The 21,790-nt window shown below is 36.6% G+C and carries 18 protein-coding genes; 10 read left to right on the forward strand and 8 right to left on the reverse strand.

The window, feature by feature from the left end; all coding sequences use genetic code 11:
- Positions 1-893: 893 nt before the first annotated feature.
- From tpiA to CS842_RS01195, 3 genes are all read right to left on the reverse strand, one after another.
- Positions 894-1,649: a triose-phosphate isomerase gene (gene tpiA, locus CS842_RS01185; RefSeq protein WP_103326967.1), complete on the reverse strand. Its 756-nt coding sequence runs from the start codon at positions 1,647-1,649 to the stop codon at positions 894-896.
- A gap of 84 nt (positions 1,650-1,733) precedes the next feature.
- The gene (locus CS842_RS01190) at positions 1,734-2,858 is read right to left on the reverse strand and encodes a BT_3928 family protein (RefSeq protein WP_103326969.1); all 1,125 of its coding nucleotides are present in this window, start codon (positions 2,856-2,858) and stop codon (positions 1,734-1,736) included.
- Positions 2,855-3,415 (reverse strand): DUF1599 domain-containing protein, encoded by a 561-nt coding sequence (locus CS842_RS01195; RefSeq protein ID WP_241518400.1) that lies wholly within the window; start codon positions 3,413-3,415, stop codon positions 2,855-2,857. The genes CS842_RS01190 and CS842_RS01195 overlap by 4 nt, the downstream gene beginning before the upstream one ends.
- Before the next feature lie 34 nt (positions 3,416-3,449).
- On the opposite strand from CS842_RS01195, the gene folP reads away from it, so the two are divergent.
- Positions 3,450-4,274: a dihydropteroate synthase gene (gene folP, locus CS842_RS01200; protein WP_103326973.1), complete on the forward strand. Its 825-nt coding sequence runs from the start codon at positions 3,450-3,452 to the stop codon at positions 4,272-4,274.
- A 49-nt stretch (positions 4,275-4,323) separates the two neighbouring features.
- The gene (locus CS842_RS01205) at positions 4,324-5,121 is read left to right on the forward strand and encodes a diadenylate cyclase (RefSeq protein WP_241518401.1); all 798 of its coding nucleotides are present in this window, start codon (positions 4,324-4,326) and stop codon (positions 5,119-5,121) included.
- A gap of 11 nt (positions 5,122-5,132) precedes the next feature.
- On the opposite strand, the gene CS842_RS01210 is transcribed toward CS842_RS01205, so the two are convergent.
- Positions 5,133-5,738, reverse strand: coding sequence for a SanA/YdcF family protein (locus CS842_RS01210; protein ID WP_241518403.1), 606 nt, complete (start codon positions 5,736-5,738; stop codon positions 5,133-5,135).
- A 121-nt stretch (positions 5,739-5,859) separates the two neighbouring features.
- Here CS842_RS01210 and dnaB point away from each other — a divergent pair, with 121 nt between their 5' ends.
- The 6 genes from dnaB to rplS all read left to right on the forward strand — a co-directional run bounded on the left by dnaB (position 5,860) and on the right by rplS (position 13,105).
- Entirely contained in the window at positions 5,860-7,395 is a 1,536-nt protein-coding gene (gene dnaB, locus CS842_RS01215) for a replicative DNA helicase (RefSeq protein ID WP_103326979.1), read from the forward strand.
- 512 nt (positions 7,396-7,907) lie between these two features.
- On the forward strand, positions 7,908-8,138 hold the full coding sequence (locus CS842_RS07720) for an ankyrin repeat domain-containing protein (protein WP_430537307.1): 231 nt from the start codon (positions 7,908-7,910) through the stop codon (positions 8,136-8,138).
- A gap of 391 nt (positions 8,139-8,529) precedes the next feature.
- A complete protein-coding gene (locus CS842_RS01225; protein ID WP_103326982.1) occupies positions 8,530-9,783 on the forward strand; it encodes an ABC transporter permease in 1,254 nt (417 codons plus the stop codon).
- A gap of 63 nt (positions 9,784-9,846) precedes the next feature.
- On the forward strand, positions 9,847-11,250 hold the full coding sequence (glmM, locus tag CS842_RS01230) for a phosphoglucosamine mutase (protein WP_103326984.1): 1,404 nt from the start codon (positions 9,847-9,849) through the stop codon (positions 11,248-11,250).
- 27 nt (positions 11,251-11,277) lie between these two features.
- On the forward strand, positions 11,278-12,666 hold the full coding sequence (locus CS842_RS01235; protein ID WP_103326986.1) for a tetratricopeptide repeat protein: 1,389 nt from the start codon (positions 11,278-11,280) through the stop codon (positions 12,664-12,666).
- 67 nt (positions 12,667-12,733) lie between these two features.
- On the forward strand, positions 12,734-13,105 hold the full coding sequence (gene rplS / locus CS842_RS01240) for a 50S ribosomal protein L19 (protein ID WP_103326988.1): 372 nt from the start codon (positions 12,734-12,736) through the stop codon (positions 13,103-13,105).
- Between the two features lie 118 nt (positions 13,106-13,223).
- Here rplS and CS842_RS01245 read toward each other — a convergent pair whose 3' ends face one another.
- The 3 genes from CS842_RS01245 to CS842_RS01255 form a co-directional block, all read right to left on the reverse strand.
- Complete coding sequence (locus CS842_RS01245; protein ID WP_146037419.1) at positions 13,224-13,496, reverse strand: lipoprotein; 273 nt, start codon at positions 13,494-13,496, stop codon at positions 13,224-13,226.
- Between the two features lie 70 nt (positions 13,497-13,566).
- On the reverse strand, positions 13,567-14,172 hold the full coding sequence (locus CS842_RS07560; protein WP_103326992.1) for an aminotransferase class IV: 606 nt from the start codon (positions 14,170-14,172) through the stop codon (positions 13,567-13,569).
- Positions 14,156-15,112 carry an aminodeoxychorismate synthase component I gene (locus tag CS842_RS01255; RefSeq protein ID WP_103326994.1) on the reverse strand — a complete coding sequence of 319 codons (957 nt, stop codon included), beginning with the start codon at positions 15,110-15,112 and terminating at the stop codon, positions 14,156-14,158. The genes CS842_RS07560 and CS842_RS01255 overlap by 17 nt, the downstream gene beginning before the upstream one ends.
- Positions 15,113-15,263: 151 nt before the next feature.
- Between CS842_RS01255 and CS842_RS01260 the strand changes: the two genes are divergently transcribed.
- Positions 15,264-17,468 carry a heavy metal translocating P-type ATPase gene (locus CS842_RS01260; protein WP_103326996.1) on the forward strand — a complete coding sequence of 735 codons (2,205 nt, stop codon included), beginning with the start codon at positions 15,264-15,266 and terminating at the stop codon, positions 17,466-17,468.
- Positions 17,469-18,338: 870 nt separating this feature from the next.
- Here the strand turns inward: CS842_RS01260 and CS842_RS01265 are convergent.
- The gene (locus tag CS842_RS01265; RefSeq protein WP_195909817.1) at positions 18,339-20,048 is read right to left on the reverse strand and encodes an ankyrin repeat domain-containing protein; all 1,710 of its coding nucleotides are present in this window, start codon (positions 20,046-20,048) and stop codon (positions 18,339-18,341) included.
- Positions 20,049-21,518: 1,470 nt separating this feature from the next.
- Here CS842_RS01265 and CS842_RS07070 point away from each other — a divergent pair.
- Positions 21,519-21,665, forward strand: coding sequence for a DUF5712 family protein (locus CS842_RS07070; protein ID WP_265614256.1), 147 nt, complete (start codon positions 21,519-21,521; stop codon positions 21,663-21,665).
- Positions 21,666-21,790: the final 125 nt, after the last annotated feature.

Consider the following 21,790-nt stretch of genomic DNA (forward strand, 5'->3'; position numbering starts at 1 on the left):
AACGCGCTTTTAAAAATGTTTACCAACATTATTTGAGTTATAAGATCAAGGTATATCACTTTGAAGAATCATCTCCGCTCAGAGCTTTTTATTTTAATGTGTGTTCCAAAACACATAAATCAAAGCTCTTTGTACGTCCGATGTCGGGAAAAATACTAAAAAACATAAATACTTCATCGAGGTTTTCTAAGCACATGGCTATTAGAATTGCATTATGCTTTATTTATGGTAGTGGGGTTGTTTGTTGATGTTTTTTTGTTTATATCGCTTTGCTCATCTCTTTGATAAGTAGCTTTTCTATCTATAGAAAACGTCTTATCAAACCTTGTTTTTTAAAAATCGTTTTCAGACTAAAAATCCCCGCACCTTTTGGTCTTCTCTACATCGAATTTTGGCAGCTGGCTATTTTTACTCTCTATACTACCGGTTGCTACGGGTCTCGTGTTGGGCTACCAAAAATCACAGTCTGTATTTTAAAAAAAGCCTGATTTACCGGAGATCGAAAAAAAGAAGAATTTAGCTATTTCTATAGATAAGCTTTAAATCTACATGGCTAAAGAGTTTAAAGATTTTCAACCCAGTTTTCTTCTCCTTCTCCTAAAGGTAGGTAAACTGGCCTTTGTCGGTCCGGTATAAAGGGGATTTTCCTCTTTGAGGAAATCGCTCGATCTGGCTTTATTTCGATTCTCGAAGTGGGGTTTTAAAGCGAATAAAAAGAATTCGTGATCAAAACCTTTGGCAACGCCTTGAGAGAATCAATCATACGCTCCACCTGGCCGAGTATGGTATGGCTTGGTAAAATTTCTTTGTAGTATTTCAGGCTTTGGACTTGGGTTATTATCATTAACAGGATTTTAATTATATCGTAAACCATCCGTTTCCCGGCAAAAACCTTAGCAACTTTCTATAATTTTAAGAAAGTCTACTACTTTTAATGAAGCGCCTCCGATGAGCCCTCCATCGATATCCTTTTGAAAAAGAAATTCTTTGGCATTGTCTGGTTTAAGACTCCCTCCATAAAGAATTCTAATTTTTTCCGCACCCGCCTTGCCATATCTTTCGCTAAGATTTCCGCGTATGTAAGCATGCATCTCTTGCGCTTGCCCGGAGGTGGCGGATTCTCCTGTGCCTATAGCCCATATCGGTTCATAAGCGAGCACGATTTTTTCAATCTCGTGAGCTTGTAGTGCAAAAAGTGCTTTTTCTATTTGAGTTTGCACCGTTTCGAAATGTTTTCCTGTTTTGCGTTGCTCAAAGCTCTCGCCTGTGCAAAAAATAACTTGCAAGTTATTTTCTAAAGCCTGAACTACTTTTTGCATCAGTATCTCATCATTTTCTCCGAAATGCTCACGACGTTCGCTGTGTCCTAAGATCACAGCATTGACTCCTGTGGAATAAAGCATATCAGCGGAAACTTCACCAGTATAAGCACCTTTATCGCACTGATGCATATTTTGCGCGGCGATGTCAATACCCTTACCCTTACTCCAGTGAACAGCGCGCTCTAAAAAAGGGTAGGGCGGTGCGATGATGATTTGTTTGGATTTTTCTTTTTGATTGATTTTTTCTGAAAGCTCTGTGATAAAATCGTGCGTAATCTCAAGCGTTTGATTCATTTTCCAGTTACCTGCGATAATCTTTTGTCTCATAAGGAACTTTATTTTTGTCAGTAGATGTAAATTTGATGGAACCTCACCTATATTTTTTCACTAATGATCTCATATAGACAGGTTTTATCTCTTAATGAGTTCTCGTAATTCTCCTTTACCAGGCGCATCTCGCCAGTGCCATTTTTTGATGATCCGTCCTTTTTTTAGCAAAACAATGCCGGGATCAGAGCGAATAATGGTTTTTAGAAGTGTGGCATCTGCAGAAATCCACGGTATCTCTATCGAATCCTCTGGCTTTGTACTCGAGAACCATAAAGGTGATAAGCCAATTTCCTTCCATGAGTTAAACTGCCCTTGTACGGCATTCAAACCTTTTTGATCTATTTTTTCGGGATTTGCATCTATGACCCATATAGAGATAGGCTGGGAAAGGATTTTTTCCGTTACATTATTCCCATTTTCTTCTAAAAGGAAATTATCAATGAGAGGTTCATAGCCGTTCTTTATTTTTCGTCTTTGGGTTTTATCGCTTTGAATTTGCCAATCGGAATTTTCCCATAGTTTTTGTGCGATGTATTCTTTATCACTGACGATGATAAGTCGTTTGTCTTTTTGGTTTTTAAGTGTATAGACATTTTGGTATTGGGGGCTTTTAAGACCAAGTTCTTCAGCGCTCTTCATTTGATTTGGAATACTCTTTCCTACGGCATAAGGTCTGAAATCTATCAGAGGCAAGTGGTTTATTCCATGATAGGTAATAAATAATGAACCTACCAGAAAAAACAGAAGAGCTATTTTGCGAAAGCTTTTGGAGAAATAGGGTTTTATATAAATTCTTCCCCCGATAAGACAAAGGATAAAAAATAATATCAATATATCTTTTGCAAAATATTCCCAGGGTCTGAGTTTTAAGACATCTCCAAAGCAGCCGCAATCCGTAACTTTATCAAAATAAGCTGAATAAAATGTCAAAGCGCTAAAAAAAATGATAAATATAAAAAGATTAAAAAGCGTAAAATTTCTGGACATACCTAGTAGCAACATCCAGCCGAGAAGAATCTCGTAGATCGCTAGAAAAATTGCCAGTGCAAGGGCAAAGTCCACGAGAGGTGGGAGATTAAAAATTCCCGGTGAAAAATATTCCTCAAGTTTATATGAAAAACCAATAGGATCGATGAGTTTTATAAAACCTGAAGCGATGAAAATGAATCCTATCAATATTCGAGAGAAATAAGTCAGTTGCTTCATGAGGATAATTTTTTTGTAGAGGATACACCCTCTAGGATCAACGCGAAAATAGCATAGTTTATAATATCCATATAATGCCCTTCAGGACCTTCTGATACAGATGGGTTGATTTTTTTATCTTCAATTTGACGCAAGCGTAATATTTTTTGTAAAATCATATCTGTCATTGAACTTCGACGCATATCACGCCATGCTTCTCCATAGTCATGATTTTTATTGATCATAAGTGCCTTGACCTTTTCTGCCTCTCTGTCGTAATCATCAAGTGCCTCTTGCAAACTTAACTCTGTGTCTTTAGAAAATTCTTTTTTAAGCTGTATGAGCGCTATAAGTCCATAATTGATAATAGCTTTTAAGTCTTCTGATGGACTTTCATTTATTTTTTGAACCTCCTTTTCTTCGATGCTTCGTAAACGTCGAGCTTTGATAAATATTTGATCGGTCAAAGATAAGGGTCGTAATATGCGCCATGAAGTGCCATAATCGTCAAGTTTTTTTTTAAAGAGTGTCCGGCAACTTTCCATCACCTTATCAAAGGCCGAGAGAGTTTTTTGCAAAATCGCTAATTTTCCCCTCAAAATTAACATTAATATGACCATTAATTGTAAGGGTGACCTTATAGATTTCAGTGAGCCAAAGATCATGGGAATCGTGAATCTCACACCCGATTCTTTTTATGCTCCCTCAAGATGTTCGAGCTCCCATGCCTTGCTTAAGTATATAGAGCGTATGCTTGATCAAGGGGCTGATTTTATAGATATCGGTGCTTGTTCAACTCGCCCGGGCGCTCAAAGCATTACTATTCAAGACGAGCTTGCTCGCTTGTCTGAACCACTTTCACTTATCCTAAAGATTTTTCCTCAGGCACGCATCTCTGTAGATACCTTTCATTCCAGAGTAGCTGAATTTGCTCTTGAAAAAGGCGCGCAGCTTATCAATGATGTTTCAGGGGGAAATCCGGCGATTTGGGAAATCATCGCCAAATATCAGGTACCTTATATTCTTACCCATTCGCAAGGTTGGCTTCAGAATGAGCAAAGGAATGTAAAGTATGAGAATATCATTTTGCAGATCAATCGTTTTTTTTCTGAAAAAATCGCTGGTTTAAATGCTCTTGGAATAAATGACATTATTTTAGATCCTGGCATAGGCTTTGGAAAATCACTGCAGGAAAATTTTCATATTCTCAGGCATTTGCCTTTGATAGGTTTTGGAGAATATCCTTTACTCATAGGACTTTCTCGAAAGTCCATGTTTTCAAAACTTATTGATATTTCACCTGATGAAAGTTTAAATGCTACTTCCATAGGGCATACACTTGCCTTGATGCAAGGAATACAACTATTGCGTGTGCATGATGTGAAGGAGGCTAAAGAGTGTGTGAAAATTTTTATGACCTACCAACGGATACAATGAAGCTATTTTTTGATTAGAAATCGTTTATTTTTACAAAAATATTTGCGATTTGGATTTTTTACGCGTTTCAGTAGCTGATTTTTTCAACATTTTTCTGGTAGCTATTGTATTTTTTCAGATCTATAGATTATTTCGTAATACATTGGCGCCGGAGATTTTTTATGGCATTATCGCTTCTTTTGTTATCTGGAAAATGGTTCGAGCCTTTAAAATGGAGCTTCTTGCGAAGCTTTTAGGCACTTTTTTCAATATGGGATTTTTAGCTTTGATGATCCTTTTTCAACCTGAAATCAGAAAATTTCTTCTTATTCTGAGCAACCGTACCTTTATAAAACGTTTGACCTTTTTTAATTATCGATCTCAAAATATCCCTTCAGTAAATGATGAAGTTATCACTCAAATTATCGATGCGTGTGCTGTTTTTTCTGGTGATAAAACCGGAGCATTGATCGTATTGAAAAACAAAGTCGATCTGGATGAATCTATTCAAAATGGTGATATGATCAACGCTAAAGTAAGCACCGTTTTGTTGGAAAGCATTTTTTACAAAAATGGACCGCTGCATGATGGTGCTGTGGTGATTGCAGATAATAAAATCGTAAGAACCCGTGCGGTTCTACCCGTTTCCTACAATAAAGATATTCCATCGCGTTTGGGCTTGCGTCATCGCGCAGCTATGGGTCTTTCGGAAAGAACCGATGCTATTTGCATTGTGGTATCTGAAGAAACCGGTTATATTTCTTACATTAGGGATCAAAAAAGAATACTAATCTCTAGTATCGACAATTTAAAGAAAAAACTCAGGGAAGACCTCAATACAACCCCAGGCTTGAGTTCCGATGGTTAATAAAAAGAAAATCAATAGATGTCTATTTTCTCGCCTAGAAATCTCGGAGGTGTGCTCCATAGCACATCTAAAACTGCTTTTACACGCGCGAAGATTTCTCGCGTATAAATTTTTCGCTCTACTTTCATAGATCTTTCTGCAAAACCTATCGGGTTGAGACCTTCGCAATAGGCTATAAATACAGCTCTCTCTGCGTGGTATTCTTGTGAGATGATGGTAAAACGGGTTTGCCCGAATATTTTGTAAGCTCTTAATATAGAATCTCGTGTTCTGAATCCGGCATAATCCTGATAGATGAATTCGGCGGGTACTCCTTGCTCAATAAGAGCTTGCTTCATCATTTTAGGTTCGTTGTATTGAATGGTTCTGTTATCGCCGCTTACAATAATGCGATTGATTTTTCTCTGCCGAAACAGCAAAGCTGCCGTATCCATTCGATATTTAAAATAAATATTGATTCCTCCACCAGGTAAATATTTTGAAGTACCCAGCACGAGTCCTACTTGATTGTGAGGAATTTCTGAAATATTCTCATACATACGATCTCTTATGAGAATACTTAAACCAAAATAGCAAATGGCTGTAAATCCTAAAGAAGTACTTATGAAAATCAGCAAAAATTTCATTTAATGGCCACTGAGTTGGACAATTTACTAAAAAAAACAGGACAACTATTTCTTGCGATGACTTATCAACAATAGTAGATTGATGACAGGTGTTTTCCTAAATTTGTTCGATATGGATCAATCCCAACTTCTGTCTTACAATAAAAAAGAAACTCGTGAGATTCCTTTTGAGCGCGGAAAGTTTCCTCCGCAAGCTCTTTCTATGGAAGAAGCTGTGTTAGGGGCCATGATGATCGATAAGAAAGGTCTCGATGAGGTCATAGATATTCTTACGCAAGAGGTATTTTATAAACCTGAACATCAAGAAATTTTTCGTGTCATTCAAAAGCTTTTTCATGATGCGCAGCCCATAGATCTTTATACAGTATCGTCGCAATTACGTAAAGATGGAAAAATAGAAGCAGCAGGTGGCGATTATTACCTGGTGCGTCTTACGCAAAAAGTAGTTTCTTCAGCTCATATAGAATACCATAGTCGTATTGTCCAGCAAAAGTTTATTCTTCGGCGTCTGATAGAGATCTCCTCAAGTATCATAGAAAAATCTTATGAGGAAACCACGGATGTTTTTGACCTTTTGGATAGTGCTGAATCAAGTCTTTTTGATATTGCGCATCACCACCTCAAAAAAGGCTCTGAAACAGCACAATCGTTGATTTCTCAAGCTATTGAGCGAATTAAGAGTGTTGAGCTAGCTAAGGGGCTTAGTGGGGTTTCCGCAGGTTTTAGGCAAATTGATTCTGTTACCTCCGGCTGGCAAAAATCTGATTTAATTATTTTGGCAGCCCGACCGGGTATGGGAAAAACGGCTTTTATGCTTTCCATGGCTCGAAATATCGTGGTAGATAGCAATATTCCCGTGGCTCTTTTTTCTTTAGAGATGTCATCCGTGCAGCTTATTACTCGTTTGATTGCCGCTGAGACGGGTATCTCTTCTCAAAAGCTCCGAAAAGGACAATTATCGAGCGCTGAGTGGGAGCAGCTTTACACTAAAGTTAAAACACTTGAGGAAGCGCCTCTTTTTATAGATGACACACCGGCACTGTCTGTTTTTGATCTTCGTGCAAAATGTCGCCGGATGGTCTCTCAACAAGGGGTAGGTTTAATTTTGATCGATTATTTGCAGTTGATGACCATAGGTGCCGGAAATAAAACGGGCAATCGCGAGCAAGAAATCTCTATTATTTCCCGAAGCTTAAAATCTGTAGCTAAGGAACTCGATGTGCCGGTAATTGCCCTCTCGCAACTCTCTCGTGCGGTAGAAACTCGAGGAGGAAGCAAGCGTCCCTTGCTTTCAGATCTTCGCGAGTCAGGCGCTATTGAACAAGATGCCGATATAGTTTCTTTTATATATCGTCCCGAATATTACGGATTCAGCACCTGGGATGCTGATGATGCCGCACCTTGTCATGGACAGGCAGAGATCATCATAGCTAAACATCGAAACGGTGGTCTGGATAACGTGCGCTTGCGGTTTATCAGCGAGCAGGCTAAATTTATAGATATGGAAGAATATTCAATATCAGATACGCTGCAAGAATATCCTTTTCTCCAAGCTGATTCTAAACTCAATGACAATGATCTTCTTTCCTCAAAAGATCCTTCTCAGACCTTTAACTCTGAAGAGGATCGGGACGGTCCATTGTTTTAAAGGATTTATTTATAATTCACCGGAGCTCATAATTCAAACTTACCGTTACAGTTTTTAAGCGGAAAAAAACATTTCCGGTGGAAATAACAAAACTTTTATCCATGAAGGATAAATATCATGATGTGAGTTGATATTGAAAGTTAAGATAGAGTTTCTCTCATACTGTTAAAAATAAACTATAACTATAAAAACACCTATACATATTATTAATATATAGAATATTTATTGTTTAATTTATTTTTTATATAAATTTTATCGCTTATGGATTATATTTTTATTCTATATTCCATTTTTATTAAAAATAAATACCTGTAAAAAAAACACTTCTACTTTGTTTTACTGCGTTCGTCTGTTTTTCCTGCAATGACAATAATAAGGATCTAAGTACTACTGCTTTCCCTAGCAATATTCCTTACAACAACAATGAAAGTACATCAGCTCGTTTGGCCACTATGAATACTAAGGATAAAGATGGTTATACCCCGCTGCATTGAGCTATTAATAAGGGTATCATAAAAGAGATAAAGTTTTTTATTGAAAACAAAGCTGACGTTAACACTAAAAATGATAAAGAGGAAACCCCGTTTCATGTCGCTATTAATTATAATAATCTAGAAGTTATTAAGCTTTTTATGAGATCAATAAGAGTTAATCTCAACGCTAGGAATGATAAGGGGCTCCAATTCATTTACTTGTCCAAAAAGAAAATGTATCAGCTTGTAGGTCAAAAAGCATCAAATTGATGTCTTTAATTTGCTCAGGAAGCGGCTTTTTATATTTTCCATATAAGGGAGATGATCGGAATGCTAGTATTTATCTCTTTTGCATCGGCTATTGGAGCTCCATCTGGCAGCATCGCTGTAAAGCCATGTTCAGAGGGTGAGAAGATTCGCCGGATATGCATTACTTATAGCTAAAAGAACTTCTATTAACGATAAATCCCCTATACGGATACACTGGTGGGCTACTGCTCCCAGTTCGTTTTTCTTTAATCAGCAGGTCATATAAAGCACTTTGCTGAGCGCCTCTTAAAACCGTAGCTTCTTCTGTAGTTTTTCCCGTTAAGTTGGGTTTTGTCCATGAACACATAAGAGCAGCAGATCAAGCAAGAACATAAAGAAAAATCTATATTTGATGGCTTTTATATGCATGCCGATGAGTTTTGAATGGTTTTTTTCTAGAGCAACCGCAAGGTTTAAAAATACACAAAAGCAAGTTTCATCCATCATTGTCCTTATTTCTCAAATCTCTATACTATTGGGCATTGTCGTTACCTACCTGACTTTTTCCATAGGCCTAGGTACACGTCATGCTATTAAGGAGAAACTAGCGGCTTTTTCCGGACATGTTCTGATCACTGGGCTTGACAGCAATGATTCTTACGATAGTTCTCCTGTTTCTCTCCTACAGTCTTTTTATCCAATTCCCTCATGGAGAATACCCGTAGCTAACTTGAGCGAATTCGCTATGAAAGGCGGTATTATACGCACTGAAAAAGACACAGAAGGTGTTGTTTTCAAAGGGGTTTCGTCTAACTATGACTGGAGCCGTTTTAAAGATTTTATCGTTAAAGGACGAAAGCCCGATCTCAAGGTAACCTCGTTGAGTTACGAGGTATTGCTTTCAAAAAAAATGGCTGCTGTATTGGGATTAGACATAGGAGCTTCTTTTGTGGTCTATTTTTTTCGTGAGCCTCCGCAAGTTCCCGTTGCCAGGCGTTTCTTTATCAGCGGTCTGTATGATACGGGTATTAAAAATTTTGATCAGATGATGATCATTGGAGACCTTCGCCAGGTGCGCCGTATCAATCATTGGCAAGAGGATCACACAGGAGGCTTTGAGGTGTTTGTTAAAGACATCGACAAAATAGAGGCTCTGGAGAAGGAAATCAATGAGCATATCAGCTATGACTTAAAGGCGCAAGGGGTGTTAACTCGTTTTGAAAGTATTCGCAACTGGATGGGAATTTTCGATATTAATATCCTTATAGTAACACTTATTATGAGCTTGGTTGTGATGATCAATATGATGGTGCTTTTACTCATTCTTATCCTCGAGCGCTCTTACACCGTAGGAGTACTTAAAACATTAGGGGCTTCTAATGGTTCCATACGGAAAATATTTATTTATTATGCCCTTCATATATTGGGACCTGCTCTTTTATGGGGCAATTTGATCGCTTTAGGTTTGTTGTTTTTACAGAAATATTTTGGTTTGATCCATCTGGATCCTGAAGCATATTACATAAGTTTTGTCCCTGTTTATCTTAATCCTGAATTAGTGGCAGGCATTAATTTGGCAGCTATACTTCTTTCTTTGCTTACCTTATGGTTATTTTCTGTATTGATCAATACAATTTTACCCATTAAATCAGTAAAATTTCGTTAATTTTTTTTTAAAATTAGTCCTTTGGATTGTTTATTTTTGTTCTGGGAACGAAATTGTAAAATCTTGACACTGATAAAGTCCATTTCTGGCATAAGAGGCACTATTGGAGGAAAGGCTGGTGAGAATCTGACTCCTTTAGATACCGTCAAATTTACTTGTGCTTATGGCAGCTGGCTCAAAAAAAACTTCCCTGATTGTAAACCCTTAGTTGTGCTGGGAAGAGATACACGAGTATCAGGTAAAATGATTAAAAATCTTGTGTCAGCTAGTTTACAGGCGTTGGCTATAGATGTGCTCAATCTTGACCTTTCCACCACACCTACAGTGGAGATGGCGGTTATTCTGGAAAAAGCTCAGGGAGGGATCATTATAACAGCCAGTCATAATCCTGCTCATTGGAACGCTTTAAAAATGCTTAACTCTGACGGAGAATTTATTTCCGAGAAAGTGGGAAAAGAAATATTAGACATTGCAGAGCAAGAAGAATCCTTTTCGTTTGCAACGATAGAAGCGCTTGGCGGGCAAACCTTCATAAAAAACGGCTATATTGCGCGACATATCGATGAGATTTTACAACTATCCTTAGTAGATGAAGCGGCTATAAAAAAGGCCCGTTTGAAAATTGTGGTAGATGCAGTAAACTCCACCGGAGGCCTTGCAGTTCCCGAACTCCTAGAACGCTTAGGTGTTGAAGTAGTAAAAATGTATTGTGAACTCAATGGTTTGTTTCCACATAATCCCGAACCTTTAAGGGAGCATCTTTCGGAGATCTGTCAAAAAGTGCCGGATTTGAAAGCGGATATGGGAATTGTGGTAGATCCTGACGTGGATCGTTTGGTTTTTGTCTGTGAAAACGGTGAACTTTTTGGAGAAGAATACACATTGGTTGCTGTAGCCGATTATGTACTCTCGAAACGCTCTGGTAGTGTGGTATCCAGCTTGTCTTCATCAAGGGCTTTGAGAGATATTGCCTCTCGATGGAATGTCCCTTGTTATTATGCAGCCGTTGGAGAAGTAAATGTGGTAAAGTTCATGAAGGAAACCGATGCAGTTATAGGAGGAGAAGGCAACGGAGGGATAATTTATCCGGATTTGCATTACGGAAGAGATGCTTTGGTGGGAATCGCGTTATTTTTAACGCATTTAGCTTATTCACGTAAGAGTGTAAGTGCTTTAAGAAAGCAATATCCACCTTATTTTATGGCAAAAAAAAAAATAAAATACACTTCGCAAGTTGATCTATCAGCTGTTTTTGAAGCGCTCAGCGAAAAATATCAACGCTGGAAGCCTGATGCTACAGATGGTCTGAAAATAGATTTTACTGATGAATGGGTACATCTTAGAAAATCTAATACCGAATCTATTATTCGCGTGTATGCTGAGGCGATATCTGATAAAAGAGCCGATGTTTTATCAGAACAATTTCTTGAAGAAATAAGGAATTTTATTTTGCATCAGCAATGCTAAATCAACAACGTATCATACGTTAAAAGAATGAGACAAGAAACTTTTGACAATAGTTTAGTTCGTCGTTTTGAAGAAATGATAGAACTTAATGACGCTTTTTATTTCGATCCGGGCGAATGTGTGGAGATCATAACACACTATATAGATGTGCTCGATTTTGAATACGCACAAAAAGCGCTTTTGCATGCAAAAATGCAACACCCTTATCATCTTGATATTCGTATAAAGGAGGCAGAGGTATTATTGATTTTTGATAAATTTTCCGAAGCTATTGAAATTATTGACCAGCTCAACAATATAATTCCCTATCATAATGATTTGATCATCGTTCAGGCCAAATACTGGTCTTTTATGGGAGATTCCTTAAAGGCTATAGATTTTTATAAAAGAGCGCTTAAAGAAAGCGATGAGGAGAATTATATTTGTAATAATATCGGTAATGAATATCTTGGTATTCAGGATATTACAAAGGCTTTATATTATTTTAAAAAGGCCTTACATAAACACCTCTCTGATGAATATGCTTTCTATTCTTGCCTTCAGTGCTTTGAGGAATTGCGTTCTTTTGTAGAGTGCATTGATTTTTTAAAGCAACATATCGATCGCAATCCCTATTCTCACATCGCTTGGTTTCAGTTGGGTCTAAAATATTTTAAGATTAAAGACTATAAAAGAGCTCTGGAAGCTTTTGATTATGCATTGGTAATTAACGATACTTTTTTAAGCGCTTATACGTGTAAGGCTCGCTGTTTTGAGCAGCTCGATAATTTTACTTCTGCTATTAAAGTATATAAAGAGGGTTTGCATCTTGAAGACTCCCCGGCCCTGGCTTATTTCAATATAGGACTTTGTTATAATCGCCTTGAGCTTCCTATAGAAGCACTTGAAGCTTTTCAGCAGTCTATTCATGGCGATCCGCAACTCGACAAACCCTGGTTTGAATCTGCGCTTATTTATGAGCAGATGAGATATCATCAAAAAGCGCTCTATTATATTGATAGAGCTATCGAATTGAATAACGATAGTTTAGTTTATTGGAAGCGTGCTGCTTATCTGAACATTCGTCTGAGGAATTATAGAGAAGCTATAGTGGCGTATAGAAAAATGCTTACTCTTGAGCCTAAAAATTATCATTGCTGGATTAGTTCCATAGAACTCCTTATAGGTACGGGTCGATATATCGATGCTATGGATTTGATTAAAAAAGCCCTTAAGAGATTTCAAAAAAGCGGAGAGCTAAATTATTATATGTCTTGCTGTTATTTTTTGATTCACCAGGAAGAAAAGGGGCTTACAGAATTAGATAAAGCGGTAAGCGCAGCTCCAAGATTATGTAAAAAAGTTATGAATAAATATCCTGCTGTTTTAAAAAAATCCCTAGTGAGAAAACTCTTACTCAAGTATCATATTCTTTGAATCTGAATAAGAAAATCGATAAATTTACTATAGAAATTTACTATAGCACGAAAAAAAAAACAATATCATGCAAGCGCTTATAAAGTACGTACAAGAAAAATACATTTTTAAAAAAGAATGGCCAGATTTTAATTCTGGGGATACCATCACGGTTTATTCTGAAATTAAAGAGGGCGCTAAGACAAGGATACAATCCTTTAAAGGAGTGGTCATTCAGCGTAGAGGAGAAGGTTTTACAGAGACCTTTACTATAAGAAAAATGAGTGGAGATATAGGCGTTGAACGTGTTTTCGTAACGAGCCAGCCCAATATTCAGAATATTGAAGTAAATAAAAAAGGAAAGGTAAGACGTGCGAGGATTTACTATTTCTCTCAACTTAGAGGAAAGAAAGCGCGTATTCAAGAAAAAAGATCACGAGCTCAAGAGAAAAAGACTTGACTTTTCTTTTTTAAAGAACTCTTAAATAAAAAAGCCCAATATATTTTATTGGGCTTTTTTATTTTTATAACAATAAAGAAAGATGAAAACCTTTCTTTATATATTTTAATTTGCTAGATTATTTTTTTTCCTCCGCTTTGTGAGCGGATGCTCCATCTGCTTTTTCTTTTTTTTCTTTAGAATGGTCATCTGAAGTTTCTTCAACTTTGCCAGCTTCTACTGATTCTGGAGCCCCTGCAGCTGGAGTTTCAGGAGTAGCTATTTCATTTGAACTAGTTTCTTCCTGATTTTCAATAGCAGCTTCTTCTGTCTTTTCAGGACCTTTACAACTACTAGCGGACAATACAGTGGCCAACATTAAAGTGGCTAGTGTAATTTTTAGATTTTTCATCACCTCGTACTATTATGAATTATATTTGCTTTGCAAAGCTATTATAAAAATTCCGAACATGGAATATCCCTTAGCTATTTTCTATTATTTTCATATCGAGTTCTAGTTGATATTCTTCAAAATCAAGCATAGCGTTGATGAGTCGAACGGTTTTGTAATTCTTCAGATCCTTTTCTCTGATTTCTCTCTCTCGTATCATTCCTAACTTGAGTAAATGTTCTCTTTGTACTCCTTTAAGCAAAGGTTGAGCAGGTGTATGCCATTCATTTCCATTAAAAAAAGCCAGATTGGCATAGGAAGTATCTGTAACAAAACCTTTTTTTACGATAATAATTTCTGTATGTTCAGTATCTTCTGGTTTAAGTTTTTCAAATGCGCTTCGGTCTGTTAATTTGTATCGGTATTCTATGTCATCTGAAGTCATAATCTTTAAATGTTTGATTATTTTCATTTCATAATGAACAAATTCTGTTTTTCGTAGATATTTATCATATAAAATTCTGCATTTTACGAGTCCTTTCCGATATATTTTCGGAATAGTAAGCTCTTCTTTAAGATAAAGCCTCTTTGTGGTTCCAAAAAGAGCTCTGCGCGTTTTATTGAGCCGCTTTTCATGCAGGTTTAGCAGGAAGTGTCGTCCGTCTCGGATTTTAATACTTTCAAATAATAGGCACATAGATTTTATCTATAAGTTCCTGATATTCTTTTTTTACTTTACTCATGGCAGTAATGCCACCTCCACTTCTGAAATACAGGTGTTCGTTTTTACGTTCTATAAAACGGATCATCACTGCGCTATCTAAATTTTCTCCGTCAAAATAACCAAAAATCCCAGTATAATATCCTCTAATTATCCCTTCCACATTCCGTAAAATAGTCATAGTTTTGATCTTCGGCGCTCCACTGACAGAGCCTGCGGGCAGCATATTTCCTAAAATTTCTCCGATATGTTGACGAAAATCGCTTGGAAGTATTCCGCTGATCTGGGAGCTCACTTGCAGCAGATTTTTTCCACAAGTGAACAATTTCTCTATATATCGGAAACGATCTACTTTTACCTTACGCGCAACTTGACTTAGATCATTTCGCAATAAATCAACTATAGTAGCGTGTTCAGCTTTTTCTTTCTCATCTGAGAGTATTTTTCTCCTGGCATCAGGTAGTGTAGCATCGATAGTTCCTTTCATTGGGTAAGTGCCAATATGTCCATTTCGTATTTTTATAAAACACTCAGGAGAAAAAACCACAAACTCATTTTTATAAAGCAATTTATAAGGCGCATAACTTCGCCGATAAATCTCTGAAAGCGACAAAGGGGTGATAATCTCAGCAGGAAATGTAAGGTTGGCTAAATAAGTGTCTCCGCGCTGCAAATAGTATTTTAAATTCCTAAAAGCTTTTTGATAATGCTCAAAATCAATCGGTATTTTCTCAAAGGGGATTCTCATAGGTGGGTTTGATCTGATACAGACTTGTCCGATTTTAAAATATATTCCTACTTTTGATATTTCTTCATGAGCTAAAACCACTGGACGCTCCATTTCATAATCGATCATGAAAAAAAACGGACGACTTTCTCTCCCGTACTGATTCATTTGTTGTACAGCGGTTTTCATTTGGATCTAAACTTTAACAGATTCATATATTTAAAATACACCTCTGCAAGAGGTAAGTTCGCAATATATTTATACTTGTTAAACCAATGTGGAAAATTTATATTTATAATATCTGAATTGAGAATAAGATCTTTGTTCATAAATTTTTTTAATGAAAAATACATATACAGCCTATATATATGGAATGACTTGCCTTTCTTGCGCAGCTACGGTTGAAAAAACACTTCAATCACAACAAAGTATAAAAACGGTCCGTATCAACTTTGCTGATCATACTGCTTTTATAGAGTTTAAGAATGATCCTCCTCCTCATAAAGAAGTCGCGGCAGCAGTAAAAAAAGCGGGTTATCAACTCCATTGGTCTTTAGAAGGGAAGGATAATCAGGCTGATATTATGCATTATAAAGAATACAGCACTTTAAAAAAAAATACTCTCTGGGCTATAATTTTCAGTACTCCTGTTTTAATAATAGCTATGTTTTTACCTGAGACTCCTCTTTTTCGCTGGCTGGTGATGCTCTTGAGCTTGCCTATATTATTTATTTGGGGCCGAGGATTCTTTAAAAGAGCCTGGAAAACCATTCTATATAGGAACTGGGGAATGGATGTTCTTGTGTCTTTGAGTACTTCCATAGCTTTCTTCTATAGCGCCTTTAACACGATTTTCCCTCAACTTGTAAAACGTTATTCTCTGGATCCACATGTTTACTTTGAAACCGCAGTGGTTATCATCTGTTTTTTACTTATTGGAAAGACCCTTGAGCATCGTGCGCGCATGAAGGCTTCTGAAGCTATACGCCAATTGATGGATTTGCAGCCTGATTCGGTAAATCTTTTACTCGAAAATGGTGAAGAGCTTGAGGTTTCTGTAAATGAAGTTCATCCCGGATCCCATTTGCGTATAAAACCTGGTGAAAAAATTCCTGTAGATGGCCGTGTACAAAAAAGCCATTCGTATATAGATGAACGTATGATCAGCGGTGAATCTTTACCAGTATTTAAAACTATAGGAGATAAAGTGTTTGCTGGTACGGTTAATCAAGGAGGGAGTTTTGATTTTACGGCTGAAAAAACTGGTGCTAACACCTTTTTAGCCAGCATTATTCGCGCAGTAAGACAAGCGCAATCTTCCAGAGCTCCTATAGAGAGAATTGCTGATAAAATTGCTAGAGCTTTCGTTCCGCTGGTGGTAGTAATTGCATTTACTTCATTTTTTGTCTGGGGGTTTAGCGATTCTGAAAGCGGATGGCTTATGGGAATGCGAGCACTATTAAGTGTGTTAATCATCTCTTGTCCGTGTGCTTTAGGACTGGCTGTTCCGACAGCTCTTATAGCTGGTATTGGAAGAGCTGCGCAAGAGGGTATATTGATTAAAGATGCTGAAAGTCTCGAGTATGCTCGTAAAACAGATCACCTTATTTTGGATAAAACAGGAACACTTACTCAAGGCAAGCCCATAATAAAAGAGATCTTCTGGAAAGAAGAAAATGAACATAAAATTTCAATACTTCTAGCCTTAGAAGGCAAATCTGAACATCCCCTGGCGGCTGCTTTGCTCTTGCATTACAAAAATCGTTTAGTAAAAACTTCTCTTTCGCTGGAAAATTTTAAAAATCATCCCGGCAAGGGAGTGCAAGCTACATACCAGGGAGAGAACTATCGTATAGGCTCAATATCCTGGCTTGAGGAACAAGCTGTTATTTTTAATACAGAATTTCAAGCACGTTTATCAGATTGGAAAAAGCAATCGTATACACTATTAGGTTTTTCAGAAGGCAATCGATTGCTTGCCCTCTTTGCTTTGGCCGATATTTTGCGCCCGGAAGCCAAAGAGGCGGTTGAAAAACTACAGGCCATGGGTATACATCTTTATATGCTCACAGGCGATCGCACCGAAACGGCTAAGATTTTAAACGATCAACTTAGGTTTTTTGATTTCAAAGGAGCGCAGTTGCCTTCAGATAAAATGAATTTCATCAAAGACCTTCAAAGTAAGGGACAAATCGTCGCTATGATTGGCGATGGAATTAACGATGCACCGGCACTTGCACAGGCTGATCTGAGTATTGCCATGGGACATGGCGCAGGAGTAGCTTTAGATGTGGCTAAGATCACTATTCTGGGTTCTGACTTGAGAAAAATTCCCTTTGCCATTCGCTTATCTGAGTACAGTTGGCGCACAATACGTCAGAATCTCTTTTGGGCTTTTATTTACAATAGTGTTAGTATTCCATTAGCGGCAGGTATCTTATATCCTTTTAACGGGTTTTTACTAAACCCCGTGATCGCTTCGGCGGCTATGGCTTTAAGTTCGATCTCTGTCATCATCAATAGTTTGCGATTAAGAAATTTGTAATGTTTATATCGATCAAATTAAGAGTGAATGATTTGGTTTTTTCCTCAAGCTTGATTTTACTGAGCTTTTAGTTATAAAATCTTTAATTTATTTTAGAATGTCCACTTAAAGAAGATCTTCTTGAGTGAGTTTTTTCTGATAAAAAGTTATCTCTCCTTATTGGAGTATAGTTGTTTTGGGTATTTATATGTGTTTCTTCTTATGCGTTTATCGCCCTATTTTTTTAATATTTGAAAGATAACAGCAGTTATTCAGCCGCTTTAGAACTTTTTTCAGTTCAACTTGACTAACCGGAGGGTTCTAATAGGCGTTCTATAAAACGCTTGATTTGTTAAACAAAGTTCTTAAAGAGGTTTAAAGGGTGGTGATAAGAAGGCTATTTTAAAGTAAAGTCTCGAGATCATCATAACTACTATGATAAAAACGCCTATCATCTACCCGGCTTAAGCCATTAGGATCTCTTCTATTGTAATTAGCTCTTAAGAATTAAGCCAGTAAGCTTTATAAGTTTTGTTATTTTCATTAAGGCCGTCTCTGATATTAGCTACATCTTCTTTAACCTTACTAATATCCCTTTCGAATCGACTTTTTTGAGTAATATCAGTTTCTTAAGTTTTCTTGCTTTCTGAGCAAGAGTACTTTGTGATTTAGTAATTGTAGGCTCTTCCGATCTTAGTTTCGCTCATACGAACTATAAGACTAAGACAAGACTTTAAATAAAATGCAACTTTATAAATATAAGCCTTACCTTTAATAAAAACACTAAAGCGCTCTTTTTAGGGTAGAAAGAACGCCTTAGTATAGGGTGATAATTAACAGATTCTATTAAGATATGCTTATGTCTTAACTCACAAAAAAAACGGATAAATCTTATGGAGTAAGCAATTTTTTAAGCTCTTCATCGCTGGTTATATCAAATGGTTTTTTGCCATATTTGTTTGTAGTTTTTTTATCAGCTCCTGCTTTTATAAGAGCTTTAATAGCTCCTTTATAATTGTTTATAGCCGCCGCCGCTAGATGAAGCGAGGTATAGCCATCTTTACCTTTAGCATTGATCTGCGCTTTTGCTGCTGTAAGAGCTTCGATGACCTTTGCTTGACCTTTTCTAGCCGCCCAATGAAGCGGGGTGTAGTCATATTTGTCTTCAGCATTGACCTCCGCGCCTTTTTCTATAAGAGCCATGACGGGCTCTACGATTCCCGTTTCAGCGGCGAGATGAAGCGGTGTAACTTTATTATATTTACCCTCGGCGCTAACCTTCGCACCTTTTTCCAAAAGAAGCTTTATAGCCGCTGTATTCTTATTCATAGCCGCCCAATGAAGTGGAGTGTAGCCATATTTATCTTCAGCATTGACCTCCGCGCCTTTGTCTATAAGAGCGTTGATATCCTTTATTATGTCCTTTTCAGCGGCAATGTGAAGCCGGGTCTTGCCATCTTTATCTTTTTTTTCTGAAACGTTGAAAGTCTGAACAATTTTTAAGCTATTGTTCTTTAATTTAAAGGTAAGATTGTGTTTATTTAAATTAAGAGGTGTACCTTTCATGGTATAAGAAAATGTTTTTTGCTCACTTTTTTTAAAGATTGTTTCTCCGTCTTCTTTAAGATCAGTTCTGATACCATTGACAAGATCTACAGGGGCGAGCACCTCAGAGGGTTTCATTTTGACCTCTCCTTCTTTATCATCTACTCGTTTTATAGAAAGAGTGGTTTCGGTATTCGCATCCAAAGGACTTTGCTCTGAAAATGTTTTTTCTATTTTGGCGTTATCATCCATCAGTTTAAAGCTAGCCTCATCTGCTCTGAGGTATCTTATGGGAATCTTTATTTCTTTAGTTGTGGCGGCTATAGTGATTTTAATCATCGCATCTCCATCACTTTCAGGAGTTCCTTCTATAACATAAGTGGCTTTTGTTTTTTTTCCCTTTTCTAAAGTGATTGATGAATCACCCTCAATTTTAACTGAAAGGCCATTTTTTTGACCTGCGATGGTCATAGATTTAGAAATATCTATCGGGTAATATCCATTAACTTCTTCAGAAGGGGAAATAGTGAGCTCTACTTTTTCTCCTCGGCTATTTTTGCCCACAATAAGCTCTTTGGGCATGGTTTCTTCGATTACTATAGAAGGCAATTTAAGCTCCTTAGACTCGGTTTCCTTGATTACCGTAGAAGACAGTTTAAGTGCTATAGTTGAAATTTTACCTGCAAAAGCTACTTTTATTTCAGCGCTTTGTTCCTTATCAGGGAACTTTCCGCTTAAGGTATATTTTAACTCGTTTTCACCGGGTTTAAACTTTATCTTCCCATTTTCAGGAGTCTCATTGGGCATTATTTTAATACTCCACTCTTTTGGATAGGTAAACTCAGGGGCTTTTATTTCCATATACTTATCATTAGGATTATTTCCTACGAGGATAATTTCTTTATTTTTTATATCCTCCCCCAAAGTGAAAGAAAGCTCTTTAGTGCTCTTTTGCGTGAGAATTGCCACTTCTTCAAGTGAAAGACTCTTGTTCTTGACGGGTGGTTCATCATCATTGCAAGAGAAACACATGATAGCAAGTAGGGATGCTGGCATAAAACACAACTTTTTCATAAGACGTATACAGAATTATTGGTTAAGTAGAGATGCTAACATAAATGTGTTGTGTTTTAGCGTCGGATCGATTTTTAATAAAGTCTTCTTTAGACAGCAATATTCTTTTGCTTTGATAGAGCAACTATCTTTTTTGTATCTCTTCTTTCGAGAGTTTTATCCGGGTTGGCGTACCGTTAATTTGTTATAGTTTTGAGACTCTCACAGATCTTTATTTACGTTATATCTGATAATCACGGCAAGCCCTCCGTGTGTTAAAATCGAAATACTTTGTTAATCAATTTATTTTCATTGTTTTATGTCTTTATTTAAAACTAAAAAAATAGATATACCTGTTAACGCATGAGTTTGTAGGTCATAAGGTGCTCTTAATCATATAAGAATAATGTATATGTTATATGTGGTACACATACAGAAATTTTTCTTTTATCGTTAAGTAATGCAAGAATTTATTCTTCGTGAAAACGACAGAAAGAATAAAAATATATTGATTTTAAAGAAGTTAGTCTTGATAAATTTGATAAAAAATAAACGTTGAGACAGATTGCATTGAAAAAAAATAAAGAAAAAAGCTTCTGTGGTCATTGATATATTAAAAAAATACTAAGTTTTCCTGAACTTAATCCTCAATGCCTTTTTACCGATTGTGGAATTAATAAATACAAGGCAAGAGGATCAAAATCGGAGCGATTGTAAAATCTTGAAAAAATCTCCTTATAAACTTTTCAAAGCGTCTTTGAAAATAATGTGAGCTGGTAATAGAATTTTAAAAGAAATTATTTGGTAAACAAAAGCAGTGCCAGGATCTTAAAAAGATCGCAGAGCGTGTCATTGAAGATAAGAATATTCAGATAGAAGAGATCCAATATGGATTTTATCATTTCTGAAAATTTGGTGTATTTAAAATAAAAGATCAGCTGATAATGATGAAAAATAAGGTGATAAAAAAGAACCAAGAGTTATTCAAACTGCAAGTTTGAGCGCAGTCAAGAGGTGCATTGGATGATTGCTAAAACTCTATGAGATGTGTTATGATTAAAAGTGCCTTATGATCTACAAACTCATGCGTTAACAGGTATATCTATTTTTTTAGTTTTAGATAAAGACATAAAACAATGAAAATAAATTGATTATTAAAGTATTTCGACTGTGACACACGGCTTGTCTTTGTGATTTTAAACCTCAGAGTAAGCGCAATTTTACAAGAGAATATATACAGGATATAAAAACTCGGGAGAGTTAATCCCCAGATAAAACCCTTTGTGTTTGCTACCGCAAAACTTAATATAAAACATAAAAAAGGGCTTGCCGTGATTACCAGATATAACGTAAATAAAGATCTGCGAGAGTCCCAAAACTATAATAAATTAACGGTACGCCAGCCTAGGCAAAACTCTCGCGAGAAGAGATACAAAAAAGATAGCTGCTCTATCAAAGCAAAAGAGTAAATAGATTAAATACTTTTTCAACAGTGCTAGCGATCAGATCGGAAAATCTGAAGTTATGGCTTTGGGGCAAAACCATCAGGGACTTCAAAAGAGCGATTCTAAATTTTTTATGATCATCATCAGGCCTCTTGATAAGGATGCTCAGGAATAACAAATAAAAACTTCAAAGACAAAAAACCTTTATATATAATACAAAGAACCAAAATGGAAATACTATGTCTTTTTGAGAAAATAAAAAGAATTATATAGATGATATCCCACGAAGTGTGTAAACAG

This window comes from Bacteroidetes bacterium endosymbiont of Geopemphigus sp. (assembly GCF_002904345.1).
GTDB lineage: Bacteria > Bacteroidota > Bacteroidia > Flavobacteriales > Blattabacteriaceae > GSPS2-BC2016.

What these genes read in the sequence shown, in the direction of transcription:
- tpiA (WP_103326967.1), bottom strand. Translation starts at nt 1,649, where the DNA reads ATGAGACAAAAGATTATCGCAGGTAACTGGAAAATGAATCAAACGCTT.
- CS842_RS01190 (WP_103326969.1), bottom strand. Translation starts at nt 2,858, where the DNA reads ATGAAGCAACTGACTTATTTCTCTCGAATATTGATAGGATTCATTTTC.
- folP (WP_103326973.1), top strand. Translation starts at nt 3,450, where the DNA reads ATGACCATTAATTGTAAGGGTGACCTTATAGATTTCAGTGAGCCAAAG.
- dnaB (WP_103326979.1), top strand. Translation starts at nt 5,860, where the DNA reads ATGGATCAATCCCAACTTCTGTCTTACAATAAAAAAGAAACTCGTGAG.
- CS842_RS01225 (WP_103326982.1), top strand. Translation starts at nt 8,530, where the DNA reads ATGGCTTTTATATGCATGCCGATGAGTTTTGAATGGTTTTTTTCTAGA.
- CS842_RS01235 (WP_103326986.1), top strand. Translation starts at nt 11,278, where the DNA reads ATGAGACAAGAAACTTTTGACAATAGTTTAGTTCGTCGTTTTGAAGAA.
- rplS (WP_103326988.1), top strand. Translation starts at nt 12,734, where the DNA reads ATGCAAGCGCTTATAAAGTACGTACAAGAAAAATACATTTTTAAAAAA.
- CS842_RS01245 (WP_146037419.1), bottom strand. Translation starts at nt 13,496, where the DNA reads ATGAAAAATCTAAAAATTACACTAGCCACTTTAATGTTGGCCACTGTA.
- CS842_RS07560 (WP_103326992.1), bottom strand. Translation starts at nt 14,172, where the DNA reads ATGTGCCTATTATTTGAAAGTATTAAAATCCGAGACGGACGACACTTC.
- CS842_RS01255 (WP_103326994.1), bottom strand. Translation starts at nt 15,112, where the DNA reads ATGAAAACCGCTGTACAACAAATGAATCAGTACGGGAGAGAAAGTCGT.
- CS842_RS01260 (WP_103326996.1), top strand. Translation starts at nt 15,264, where the DNA reads ATGAAAAATACATATACAGCCTATATATATGGAATGACTTGCCTTTCT.
- CS842_RS01265 (WP_195909817.1), bottom strand. Translation starts at nt 20,048, where the DNA reads ATGCCAGCATCCCTACTTGCTATCATGTGTTTCTCTTGCAATGATGAT.